Source organism: Nocardia speluncae NBRC 108251 (assembly GCF_001613245.1).
GTDB lineage: Bacteria > Actinomycetota > Actinomycetes > Mycobacteriales > Mycobacteriaceae > Nocardia > Nocardia speluncae.
Genome location: NZ_BDBZ01000038.1, coordinates 1 through 12,255, shown reverse-complemented (window position 1 = coordinate 12,255; position 12,255 = coordinate 1). Strand labels below are relative to the sequence as shown.

Genomic DNA, 12,255 nt, shown 5'->3' with positions numbered 1-12,255 from the left:
GCGTCCCGTCCATGCACCATAGAGCGGCCGGTACCGTCCCGTCCATAGGTTAGGGTGATCAATATGACCCAGCGCGCACCGTCCGGAGCGGCCGTTCTCAAGCCAGACGTCACCGCGGCGATCATCCGAGCCGTCCTCGCCGAGCTCGTCGAGCGCAGCTACGCCCGGCTGTCGATGGAAGGCGTCGCCAAAAGAGCGGGCACCAGCAAAAGTGCCCTGTACCGCCGCTGGCCCACCAAACAGGACATGGTGCTGGCAGTGCTCGCCGACATCAGCGTCCCCATGGCAGACGTCACCGAGACCGGCGACCTCCGCCGAGACATGCGCGCAGCCGCGGAGTCGATGGCAGCCTGGCTCGCCTCGGAGCCCTACGCCAAGATCATCCCGGATCTGATTGCCGAAGCACATCGGACACCCGCACTCGCCGAGGCGATCTCCGTGTCGCTGGCGAAGCCTCGGCGCGCCCAACTGCGTTCACTCCTGACGCGAGCAATCGACCGGGGTGATCTCCCAGCGGACACCGATATGGAAATGGCACAGGACCTCGTGGCCGCCCTCATCTACTGGCGCATGGTCGTACGGCAGGCACCGGCCGAGCCACGCTACCTCGACCATGTGACCGACACCGCCCTGCGCGCCCTGCGCGCCACCGGCACGGGAATGCGAGAAGCCTGACCGGCACCCGCGGAGAGTCCCCCGCTCCCGGCCGGTCGTATTCGCCGGAAGCGGGTCGGCAGGCTCAGGCGGGGGTCGAGGCAGGCGGGACCCGGTGCGCCGTGGCCTGTTCGTATGCGTACGCCAGCGACACGATTTTCTGGTCGCTGTAGGGACGTCCGAGGAAGGTGATACCCACCGGCAGCTCGTCTTCGGTGAAGCCCGCCGGCACCGTCATCGACGGTACGTCGTACAGGAACGTATTGATGTGGGGCGCGCCCTTCATGTTCACATACGGTGCGTTCACGCCGTCGGTGATCAGTGTCGGCGTATGTTCCACGGTGATGTGAACGATCGCGTCGAGTTCGTGTTCGGCCATCGCCACCAGCATGTTGGTCCGGAGATCGTCACGCGCCGCGAGATACTCCTCGTAGGTCGCCTGCCACGGAGAAGGCCGGCCGCCACCGCGCAACCACATCGCTTTCCGGTACTGCTCTTCGGCGACGAAATCCTCGTGCGCGCGGTACGGAGGATTGGCGTTGCGCCCCATCCAGCTCTCGAATGCTTCTTTGCCCGAATCGAAGGCGCGCTTGGCCAACAGCGGCAGGAGGTTCTCGATCGTCAGGGGATCGACGATCTGCGCTCCGGCGCTCGCCAGTTCACCGATGGCCGTATCGAAGACCGTCCGGCTCCGCGCGAAATCGGCAGCGGCGGGATCGCTTCCCAGGCCGATGATCTCCCGGATGATACCGATACGCGCACCTGCCAGGGCATTCGCATCCAGATGCGATACGAAGGTGCCTTCGATCTGCCCGACACCCCATGCCGTCGACGGATCCTCCGGATCGAACCCGGCCAGCGTGTCCAGGATCGCCGCGGCGTCGGTCACGGTTCGCGTTATCGGCCCCAGTGAACCCGATTTGCTCGGCCAGCATCCGTAGGCGCCCGTCCGGCTCACCAGACCCAGCGACGGCCGCATGCCGACACAGCTGTTCCAGGCCGCCGGGCGGCGGATCGATGCCAGCCCCTCCTGCGCCACCGACACCGCACCGAAATTGGCCGCTACGGCCGCACCCGATCCACCCGAGGAGCCCCCCGGCGTGCGTTCGAGGTCGTACGGGTTGCGGGTGGAGCCGAACAACGACCCGTGGGCATCGCCACCGGCCAGCTCGCCCAGCGTCGTCTTCGCCAGGATCAGTGCGCCTGCCTCCTTGAGTTTCCGGACGACGACTCCGTCGCTGTCGGGGTAGTGGTCCCGGAGCAGCACCGAACCGAGCGTGGTCGGCATGCCGGCCACGTCGACCTGATCCTTGACCAGCACGGGCACTCCGTGCAGGGGACCCACGGGACCGGTCTCCGCGTAGATTCGATCGAGTTCGGCAGCGTCTTCCAGGACGGTCGGTGAGATCGTGATGATGGAGTTGATCTCGGGACCGTTGCGATCGAACTTCGCGATCCGGTCCAGGTAGTACCCGGCCAGTTCGACGCAGGTGGTCGTACCGGCCGCGTAGGCCGCGCCGATGGACTCGATGGTCGCTTCGAACGGATCAAATTTCTCCGGCATGCGTTACTCCTCGGTACTGATTGTCGGTGCCACCGCGGTTGTCGCGCGGCGTGGATCGAGTGAGAATCGTGAAGACGGCGGCCGCAGCGCCGCTGATCAGGCTCAGCAAGCAGATCGCCACAGTGGTGTGGCCCTGTTCGATGAGCGTGCCGAGGGCGAGCGGACCGATGAGGATCGCCACATCGCCGGCGGTGCGGTAGATCCCGACCGCGGTGCCGCGCTTGCGCGGCGGTACCGAAGAGGCCAGGAAGGCGCCGGTCGACGGCCCGGTGAGGACCATGGCTGCGGAGGTGGCGACCAATGCCGCGATGAACAGGACCGCAGTCGTCGAGGCCAGGAACCCGAGTGTCGTGACGCCGACGGCCACCGACGAGATGATCACCATGGGACGTGGCCCCCACCGGTCGGTGACCTTGCCGGCCCGGCGGACCAGCAGCAGGCTGAATACCGTGGCCCCGGTGATGGCGCTGCCCAGAAGTTCCGGCGACATGTTCGCACGGTCATAGGCCAGGACCGGGAACATGAACTGCTGGCCCCCGAACCGCACCAGGAATACCGTGAATCCGACCAGCGAGACGGCTACCAGCCCACGAGTCCACACCGACGCCCCCGGCTCGGTCACCGCGGCGGCCTGCGTTCGTTGCCGGCGCCACTGCGGCAGCGGCAGGAAGATCCCCGCGACCGCCAGTAGGCCGAGAAATACACCACAGGCGATGAACGGTGTTCCGGTTCCCGCACCCACGAGGAGCCCACCGATAGCGGGACCGAGCGCGCCGCCGGCCATCTGAAAGGTCTGCAGCGTACTCATCGTGGCACCCAGCCGAGCCGGTTCGGTGGAGCTGAGCATCGTCATCCCCGTGGTGATCACGATCCCGCCGCCCAGCCCGGTGGCGAAGCGCAGGGCGAGCAGCTGTTCGACCGAGTCGACGAACCCCGTCACGCCTGTCGACACGGCCACCAGCAGGGTTCCGGTCACGAGCATCGCTCGTTGGTTCAAGAGATTCGTGGCCGCACCCGCCGGGATGTTGATCACCAGCCGGCCGAGCCCGAACGCGGCGACCGCCGCTCCCATGGCCGTAGTCCCGGCGCTCAGGCTGTCGACCAGCATCGGCAGGACAGGGATGACCAGCCCCCAGGTCGCCTGTGCTCCGGCGACGACACAGCAGATCAGCACGATTCCGGGCTGTCTGTCCGGGCGACGAGTGCGCGATCGGAACGAGAGTCGCCGGGGCGGGCGGGCGATTTCGCTGCTGTCCGCCCCGGGCGCTCTCCCGCTCATTCGTTCGTCACTTCTTCCCAGAGACCGATATCCACGACATCGTCGAATCCGACCGGATCCGCGGAGTCCTCCAGGATCCCGGCGGCCCGGACGACCGACAGATTCGTCTCCACCGAATCGGGTGTGATGGCGCCGGTCCACTCCCACAGTTCGTCGGCGATGGCACGCTCGACGGTCTCCACGAGGACGGTCTTGTCCATTGTCGGGAACTCCGCCTCGGCGATCCGGATGGCGGCCTCGGGGTCGCGCTGGATCAGCTCCAACCCTTTGCGGAGTGCCCGGATGAACGATTTCGCCGCTTCGGGATCCTCGGTGAGGGATTGCTCGCGGACATTGATGGTGGAGTACGCGTACGGACCGAGTTCGAGCGGGACATTGTAGAACGGTTCACCCCAGATACCCTGGGTGATGCCCTGTCCCAGAACAGGTTCGGATGTCACGGCGATATCGGCCTGGTCCCGCTGGATCGCTGCCAGCGCGGCGCTGGGGTCGGCCGACTCGATCAGAGTCACATCCTTGCCGTTCTCCAGACCGTGCTGGGCCAGCAGATACATCGTTATCGAATGCGGCGTACCCCCGGCCGCCCCCGTCGCGATCTTCTTACCCCGGAGGAAGGACGCCAGGTCACCGGTGTAGTCCTGGCCCTCATCGGCCACGAGATACACGTTGCCGCGGTTGACCACGTTGACGATGGATTTCAGGGCTGTTCCGCCACCTCGGGCCGCAGCGAAGGCGTTGTGCTCCGGGCCACCGATGAAGCCCCACGCCTGCCCGGTGAGCACCGCGTTGGTGTGCGCGCCGCCGCCCTGCAAGGTGATGATCTCCACCCCAGGACCTGCCTCGTCGAAGAATCCTTCGTGCCGCGCGACGTACAACGGCAGGTACCCCAGGCTGTGGGCCGGCTCGGCGATCACCAGTGTGCCGCCGCTTCCGCCTGTTCCGGAACCAGGTCCGGAACAGGCGGCCAGGGCAGCGACCATCATGGCCGCCACGGCGCCGACGGTCAGCGACCGGGTTCGGCGGCGAAGGGTGGAGAACTTCATGTCTTGCTCTTTCTCATGGGAGGACGTGGCCGGAAGCCGGTCACCGCGTGGCGTGCAGGGAAGCAAGCCAGCGTCGTTCGATAAAGCCGACCAGCGCGTACAGCACCATCGACAGGGCGGCGAGCACGAATATGCCGACCCAGATCAGCGAGATCTCGTAGGTCGAGCCCGCGTACTGGATCAGGCGTCCGACGCCTTGGGTCGATCCGATGTACTCCCCGACGATCGCGCCCGCGAGGGCCAGCCCGATCGTGACCCGCAGGCCGGAAACGATCCACGGCAGCGTGGTGGGCACGACCACCTTGCTGAAGATCTGCCATCGGGTCGCGCCCAGCGACATGATCATCCGGGTCAGGTCCTTGTCGACCGACTTCACACCCGAGTAGGTGTTCAATGCCTGGATCACGATCACCAAGGCGCATGCCATCGCGATCTTCGAGGACATACCGAGGCCCAGTATCAAGACGACCACCGGAGCCAATGCCAGCTTCGGCATGGCCTCGAAGGCAACCACGAAAGGTTCTGCCACCAGCGCGTATCGACGCGACCACCAGAACGACAGGCCGATCGCCACCCCACCCACGGTCCCCAGGACGAAGCCCATGATCGTAGAGGTGAAGGTGAAGATCGTGTCGGAGACAATGGTGCCTTCGGTGAAGGCGGTCACCCCGGTTTGCCAGATCTGCGAGGGCATCGAGTAGAAGAACGGATCGATGATCCCGGTCCGCGCCGCGACCTCCCACCCACCGACCAGGGCCACCAGCACCAGCAGCCGGATCGCCATGATCAATCTGGAGTCGATCTTGTGTTCGGGCCGATAGGTGCGGACGGAATCGGTTCGTCCCTCGATCGCGGCGAGCTCCGCGACCGCCTCGCGCACCTCCGGGCGAGTGTCGGTGATCTTTCCCGGCCCGAGAGCGGTTGCTGTCATGACGCCAACTCCTCATGGCGATCGTGTGCCCGGTCCAGATGGCCGAGCGCCACTCGCTTGATCTCGCCGAACTCCGGCGAGGTGACGATCGCCGGCTTACGCGGACGGTCCAGGGTGACTTCGAGCCGAGCGACGACCCGGCCCGGGCGCGGCGACATGACGTAGACGGTGTCGGACAGATAGATCGCCTCGTCGATATCGTGTGTCACGAATACGACGGTCTTGCCGAGGTCGTCCCACAGGTCCAGCAGCCATTCCTGCATCTGCGCCCGGGTCAATGCGTCGAGCGCCCCGAAGGGTTCGTCCAGCAGGATCACATCACGGTTGAACAGGATCGTGCGCAATAGCGCCGCCCGCTGCCGCATACCGCCGGACAGTTCACCGGGGTACCGATCCTCGAAGCCGCCGAGGCCGTAGAGGCGCAGGAACGTACGAGCGAGCTTCTCCCGCCGGGACTTACCGACCCCGGCGACCTCCAGTCCCAGCGCGACGTTCTGCACGATCGTGCGCCACGGCAGCATCAGGTCCTTCTGCAGCATGTAACCGACATGGCCCTGCTGCCCGGTCAGGTCCTTCCCGGCCAGCATCACCCGGCCTTCGGTCGGCAGGTCGAGCCCGGCGATCAGGTTGAACAGGGTGCTCTTGCCACACCCCGACGGACCGATGATCGAGGTGAACGAGCCGGCCGGAATGCTGATATCGGTGTCGTGCAGAGCGATGACCTCGGCTCCAGACGGCGTCACAAAGCTCCGCGACAACCCCTCGACGGATAACGCGGTCATGCCACGTCCTGAACCGCGGGCATGATCTGGCCCGGGAATACTTCGGCGGGCAACTTGTCGAAGTAGGCCAAGGTCTCTTCGAGGCCGACGACATCGGCGTACTTCGCGTTCATATCGAAAAGGTTCAGGGCGTGCGAGACCTCGCCGCGATCGAAACAGCCTTCTTCGACCACCGAGACATTGAAGTTGTGATTGAAGGCGTCCAGCACACTGGCCCGCACGCAACCCGAGGTCGTCGTACCGGTCACGATCAGGTTGTCGACACCGAGTTCGAGCAGGTAGTGCAGCAGCCCCGTGCCGAAGAAGGCGCTGGGCTTGCTCTTGCGGAACACCATGTCGCGTTCCTGCGGCGCGATCTCGGCGACGATATCGCTACCGGTGTATCCGGGCACTTCCGGCTTTTCGCCCTGCCGGCTGTTGCGCCACATCCCTCTGCCGAGCCTATCGGCCCGAGGAACCTCGGACGTGCAGTAGAAGATCGGTAGAGAGTGGGCCCGTGCGCCGGCGAGTAACCGGCGGATCGCCTCGACGCCGTCCCAGCCTTCTTCACCACAGCTGTGGCTCCAGGTCTTCGCCGATTCGAGAATCGGCCGCCGCTCGTGGCCGACGAAGTCGTAGTTGACGTCGATGACCAGCACTGCCGGTTTCGTGCCGAAGCCGCGATTCGCGCCGAAGCCACTGAGTGCGTAGACCTCACGGTCGCGCTCGGTGATGTAGGGATCCCAGATTGCCATGCGATGCCTCCGGTGGGGATGAGATGACTGGGTCGACGCCCATGTCGACCGGGTGTCCCGAACCTAGAAACGGCTTGTTTCCTCGAGGAAACGCTGCCGACCTTCAGCAGTTACGCCGTGTTTCGCCGCCTGTTCATGGCCTTGACTTGCATCGATTCGCCACAACGCGGCGGCACGGCCGATTCCTTTACATCGCCGCAACACGCCTTGGCGAAAATAACGCAATGAACAGCTCGGGTAGGGGAACGCGGTCGCAAGTACCCCGGGCGGCCGAGGGCCGACCACCCGGACCCGACAATGTGATGATCGTGCGCGATGCGCTTCGTACGGCTCTCGTCCGAGGTGACTACGCCGACCGGCCGCTCCCCGGCGAGCACGAACTGCAACGAGTCTTCGGTGCCAGCCGTGCGACTGTGCGCCGAGCACTGGATATTCTTCGCGACGAAGGCATGATCAAACGGCTCCGGGGCAGCGGGACACTCGTCGGCATCGAGAAGATCCCGCATCGAGACATCGGTTTCAAAGGACTCGGTGGCCCGGGTTCCTCGATTGTGCATATCGTTGCCGAACGCCGGGTGATCAAGGTTCCCGACATGGTCGCCGACCTGCTCGGCGTCGGGATCGACGAGCCGATTCTGTATCTGAGACGCAAAACGATCACAGGTACCGGGCAGATCGTGTCGATGTTCACCAGTTACCTCACGCTGCCCCTGGCAGAACCACTCGCTGACCCGGCGGCTGATCTCAGCGGCGAGTACTACGGAACCCTCGAGTCCCTCATCGGCCGGAGACTGCGCGAGAACACCATGGTCCTGGAGGCAGTGCAAGCCGATGACATCACCGCACACGAGATGGAAATCGAATCCGGGGCGCCGGTCTTCCGTTATGAGCGGGTGCTGCTGCTCGATGTCGATGAACCGCTCGAGTTCGGTGTGGGTTTCCAACGCGGCGACCGCATCCGCCTCCTCCTCGACGGCACGCGACCCTAGGGTTCAGTTCAGGTCTTGAGCTACTGACCTGAACTGCTATTTCTGCCGGTTGCAGAAGATCACCACAACGAGTCGGCAGCCGATCAGTGCACGTCGCACGATTGTGGTGATGGCCTCGGTCCAGCATCGACCGGTGCGGCTACGTAACAGCGGGCGGCTTCGCACAGCGGCGTGTGGGAGACTGTAAAGGCAGGTGGTTGCCGGTCGGTGGTCGACAGAACTCGGTATCGGGTGTCCGAATCCTCGGTGCGGTATCCCGCCGGCAGCGATATCCGGGCGTGATCGTCCACGGATGTTCACGTCGACCGTGGCGGGCGCGTGCCTCGCTGCCCGCAGTGGTTTCGTCGGGGGCATATCAGAACACGGCTCGGATGAGGGCTCGATCATGCGCATCGTCGTCGATCTGAATCGGTGTCAGGGGTACGCGCAGTGTGTTCCGCTGGCGCCGGAGGTACTCGAACTGCTGGGCGAAGAGGGGCTGGCCTACGATCCCAACCCCGCTGACGCGCAGCGCCGGCGCGTGTTGCGGGCGGCCGCGGCGTGCCCGGTCCAGGCAATCCTGGTGGAAAACTACATTCCCGAAGGGCAGGGGCCGGCGAGGTGAGCGCCGCGTCGCTGGTGACCGACCTGGTCCGGGCGTTCCGCGCCGAAGGACGCATTGTGATCGTGGGGGCCTCACTGGCCGGACTCCGCGCCGCGGAGGCGCTGCGGGAGCGAGGTTTTCGCGGGCCGCTGACCCTCATCGGTGCCGAACCGCACCTGCCCTACGACCGGCCACCGTTGTCCAAACAGGTCCTCGTGGGCCGGGTCCGCGCCGACCACACCGAGCTACCCCGGATGCGCGCCGTCGATGCCGACTGGCGGCTGGGTGTGGCCGCCACCGGCCTGGACCGGGTGAACCGGCAGGTCCGGCTGGCCACCGGGGATACGGTGCCCTACGACCGGCTGCTGATCGCCACCGGTGTCCGGGCACGGCCGTGGCCCGATCCGGCCGAGGGCGCCCTGCAGGGAGTGTTCACCCTGCGCACCCGCGATGACGCCGCCCGGCTCCAGGCGGCGTTGCGCAAAGGCCCGAAGCGGGTGCTCGTCGTCGGCTCGGGATTCGTCGGCTCGGAGATCGCCTCGGTGTGCTGTGCGCTGGGGCTCCCGGTCACCGTCACCGAACGCGGCGGCGGGCCGCTGACCGGGCCGCTGGGTGGGGTCATCGCCGATATCACCGCACGGATGCAGCGCGACGCCGGTGTCGACCTGCGTACCGGAGTATCGGTGCACGCGCTCGACGGCGACGCCGACGGGCGGGTGCGCGGGGCCCGGCTGTCGGACGGGACCACGGTGGAAGCCGATGTGGTGGTGGCATCGCTGGGGTCGATCCGCAATGTCGAGTGGCTGGCGGGCGCCCGTCTGGCCACCGGTTTCTGGGGAGTCGGCTGCGACGCGGGCTGTCGCGCATTCGATATCAACGGGGTGGTGACCGACAACATCTTCGTGGCCGGGGACGTCGTGCGTCAGCCACATGTGCTGTACGAGTACCAGTTCATCTCGATGGAACACTGGGACAACGCGGTGTGCGGGGCCCGGGTCGCGGCGAACAATATGCTGAGCCTGGAGACCGAGCGGCGACCGCATCTGCCGCTGCCCTCGTACTGGTCGGCCCAATTCGGAGTCAACATCAAAGGGGTCGGGGTGTGCTCCTTCGCCGACGAGATCGTGTTCACCCAGGGTTCGCCCGGCGACTATCGTTTCGCCGCGGCCTACGGCCACCGCGGCCGGACCGTCGGGGCGGTGACGTTCGATCACGGTAAGTGGCTGCCGTACTACGCGGCGATGATCGAACGCTCGGCGCCCTTCCCGCCACCGCCGCCGGGCTACGACCGCGCCGCCGACTCGGTCCCGGTGCCCGCCCGCTTCCCCGATCCGCGGGTGCCGACCGAAATTCCCGATGTAGTGCTGACCGGCCACGACCCCACTTCCCGGTGCGCCGAGTTCCATTGAACGCCGAATTCCGTCGAACAAGGGAGCAGGCATGACTGCCGCAACCGTCTGGGCAGAGGCGATGAAATACGAACATCGCGCCGACCCGTATCCGTTCTTCGACCAACTGCGCCGGACCCCGGTCGCGCGAGTGGCCGACGATCAGTACGTGGTGACCGGCTACTGGGAAGTGCTGGCCCTGACACACGATCCGAGGATCAGCTCCGATATCGGCCGCAGCCCCCTCGGCGCTGCTCTCGCGGCGGGCCCCGTCCCGGACGCCGGTGCCCGGGACGGGCCGGTCTACGAACAGGTCCCGAGCATCATCGTGACCGATCCGCCCGAGCACGATCGGGCGCGACAGCAGGTGATGCGCCACTTCGGCCCGCCGCACGCGCCCGATGTCATCCCGGGCACCGAACCGGGCATCGTCCGGCTGTGCAACGAACTGCTCGACAATATCGCCGCGGACGGCCGGACCCGGTTGGACGTGGTCGACGATTATGCCTATCCGGTGCCGGTGACGGTGATCTGCGAGATCCTGGGGATTCCGGTCGCCGACGAGCCGACCTTCCATGTCTGGATCCACGACATGCTGACCGGTACGGATCTGGGGCCGGACGCATCCACCGCGGAGGGGAAGGTCCGGGCCGAGAAGGCCCGCGCCGGCCGTATCGCGCTCACCCGATATCTGACCGACCTGATCGAGCGCGTGCGGCGGGAGCCCCGGCCGGGTCTGTTGTCCGCGATGATCCACGACGACGGTCCCGCCGGTCCCATGCCCCTCGAGCGGGTGTTGTCCAACGCGAGGTTGCTGCTCGTCGCCGGCCACGACTCGACGGTCAACACGATCTCCAACTGCGTGCTGACGCTGCTGCGCAATCCGGGCACCTACGAGCGCGTACGTAGCCTGCCGGAGCTGATTCCGCGGGCGATCGAAGAGGTCCAGCGGTTACAAGCGGCCGTGCAGTTCTTTCCCAGCCGCAGCGCCACCGCCGATATCGATATCGCCGGCATCACCATCCCGAAAGGGGCCGCGGTGCACCTGGTCTACGCCGCCGCCAACCGCGACCCTAAGCGGTTCGCCGATCCGGACCGCTTCGATATCGGGCGCCCCGACAACGAGCACTTCGGCTGGGGCAGCGGCATCCACACCTGCATCGGCGGCCCGCTGGCCCGACTGGAGGTCAACCTCGCGCTGGAAACCTTCGTGCAGCGAGTCGCCGCGCCCGGCCTGGTCGTCGATCCGCCGCCCTACCGGCGCAGCCAGATCTTCCGCGGGCCGCGGCACCTGCTCGTCCAGTTCGACCACCTCGCCGAGCGAGACGACTCGGGATCACGGCAGACGGCGGAAACGACTCGCGGCTGAGCGGTGATCCGCGCGCCCTGTGCGCGGTTGGTTCCGATACCGCAACGTGCGGCGCGCGCATCCCGGATTGCCCTTTCCCACGCCTACACTCGCCCGAATGCATCGACCGATCACTCGGGAAGCCTGAGCGCATGCGGGGTATCGAATTCGGTGGGTTCGCGCGGCTCGCGGCCGGCGCGATGGCATCGACCGTCCGTATCGGATCCGCGACCGCGCTGGTCGCGCCGGCGCTCGTGGGGCCGGCGGTCGGACCGGTTCGCGACTGGGCCCGTGTTGTACTCGGCGGTCCGCCGCGCGAGCGCACGGCCGCGGCGGGTGTCTCGCCGGCGTGGGAGTCCGGCCGCAGGCTGCACATCGATCTCGACCGGACCGCGCTGGGGACGGACGGCGCCGTGGGTCGCGCGGAGCTGGAACGGCTGGTCGCTGCCGGGCCCGGTGTCGTCTCCGCGCATATCGAGGACATACTCGGGCGATTGGTGATCGAGCTGGCGGAGGAAGCGGATCCGGAGGAGATCCGCCGGATGATCCGTTCCGCCGCCGACCTACCGAGTGACGGGGCGGAGCCGGGAACACACCACCGCGGGCTGATCACCGATCCTGGGGACCCACTGGCGGTCGCGGTTCCGGTGGCGGCTGCCGTGGCCGATGCCCTGGCGATCGGTACCTCGGTGATCGGCCTGCTGGGCCGGTTTCCCCGGGTACCACGGGCCGCCCGGGCCGCCGCAGCGGTGATCAACCATCAGCCACGGATCATCGCGCTGCTGGAGTCGAAGCTCGGCCGGGCGGGCACCGATCTGCTGACGACCGTGTTCTCCGCCACCGCGCACGGGCTCGGCCTGGCGCCCGCCGCGCCGCTACTGGATCTCGTCGCGCGAACCGCCCAGATCTCCGAGGCACTGGCGCGCCGGCAGGTCTGGTGTGCGCGGGAACCCGGGCTCG

At 66.8% G+C, this 12,255-nt stretch carries 11 protein-coding genes and 1 pseudogene; 6 read left to right on the top strand and 6 right to left on the bottom strand.

The annotated features are described in order from the left end of the window. Positions 1 to 63 precede the first annotated feature (63 nt). On the top strand, positions 64 to 675 hold the full coding sequence (locus tag NS6_RS28755; protein WP_068048399.1) for a TetR/AcrR family transcriptional regulator: 612 nt from the start codon (positions 64 to 66) through the stop codon (positions 673 to 675). Positions 676 to 739: 64 nt separating this feature from the next. Here the strand turns inward: NS6_RS28755 and NS6_RS28750 are convergent, their stop codons facing one another. From NS6_RS28750 to NS6_RS28725, 6 genes are read right to left on the bottom strand one after another with little or no spacing between them, the layout of a single operon-like run. Further along, positions 740 to 2,218 (bottom strand): amidase, encoded by a 1,479-nt coding sequence (locus NS6_RS28750; protein WP_068048299.1) that lies wholly within the window; start codon positions 2,216 to 2,218, stop codon positions 740 to 742. Further along, complete coding sequence (locus tag NS6_RS28745; protein WP_084471502.1) at positions 2,202 to 3,497, bottom strand: MFS transporter; 1,296 nt, start codon at positions 3,495 to 3,497, stop codon at positions 2,202 to 2,204. Before NS6_RS28745 ends, NS6_RS28750 begins: the two co-directional genes overlap by 17 nt. Beyond that, a complete protein-coding gene (locus NS6_RS28740; RefSeq protein WP_068048293.1) occupies positions 3,494 to 4,540 on the bottom strand; it encodes an ABC transporter substrate-binding protein in 1,047 nt (348 codons plus the stop codon). Before NS6_RS28740 ends, NS6_RS28745 begins: the two co-directional genes overlap by 4 nt. Positions 4,541 to 4,580: 40 nt before the next feature. After that, positions 4,581 to 5,471 carry an ABC transporter permease gene (locus NS6_RS28735; RefSeq protein ID WP_068048291.1) on the bottom strand — a complete coding sequence of 297 codons (891 nt, stop codon included), beginning with the start codon at positions 5,469 to 5,471 and terminating at the stop codon, positions 4,581 to 4,583. Then, positions 5,468 to 6,253 (bottom strand): ABC transporter ATP-binding protein, encoded by a 786-nt coding sequence (locus tag NS6_RS28730; protein WP_068048288.1) that lies wholly within the window; start codon positions 6,251 to 6,253, stop codon positions 5,468 to 5,470. The genes NS6_RS28735 and NS6_RS28730 overlap by 4 nt, the downstream gene beginning before the upstream one ends. Then, positions 6,250 to 6,987, bottom strand: coding sequence for a cysteine hydrolase family protein (locus tag NS6_RS28725; RefSeq protein ID WP_068048285.1), 738 nt, complete (start codon positions 6,985 to 6,987; stop codon positions 6,250 to 6,252). The genes NS6_RS28730 and NS6_RS28725 overlap by 4 nt, the downstream gene beginning before the upstream one ends. 308 nt (positions 6,988 to 7,295) lie before the next feature. Between NS6_RS28725 and NS6_RS28720 the strand changes: the two genes are divergently transcribed. The 5 genes and pseudogenes from NS6_RS28720 to NS6_RS28700 form a co-directional block, all read left to right on the top strand. Beyond that, on the top strand, positions 7,296 to 7,976 hold the full coding sequence (locus tag NS6_RS28720; RefSeq protein ID WP_168443408.1) for a GntR family transcriptional regulator: 681 nt from the start codon (positions 7,296 to 7,298) through the stop codon (positions 7,974 to 7,976). A gap of 385 nt (positions 7,977 to 8,361) precedes the next feature. Then, the gene (locus tag NS6_RS28715) at positions 8,362 to 8,580 is read left to right on the top strand and encodes a ferredoxin (RefSeq protein ID WP_068048396.1); all 219 of its coding nucleotides are present in this window, start codon (positions 8,362 to 8,364) and stop codon (positions 8,578 to 8,580) included. Next, complete coding sequence (locus NS6_RS28710; protein WP_068048280.1) at positions 8,577 to 9,968, top strand: NAD(P)/FAD-dependent oxidoreductase; 1,392 nt, start codon at positions 8,577 to 8,579, stop codon at positions 9,966 to 9,968. Before NS6_RS28715 ends, NS6_RS28710 begins: the two co-directional genes overlap by 4 nt. Before the next feature lie 31 nt (positions 9,969 to 9,999). Beyond that, on the top strand, positions 10,000 to 11,316 hold the full coding sequence (locus NS6_RS28705) for a cytochrome P450 (RefSeq protein ID WP_068048277.1): 1,317 nt from the start codon (positions 10,000 to 10,002) through the stop codon (positions 11,314 to 11,316). Between the two features lie 131 nt (positions 11,317 to 11,447). Continuing rightward, positions 11,448 to 12,255, top strand: a pseudogene (locus NS6_RS28700) (cation-translocating P-type ATPase); the annotation flags it as partial.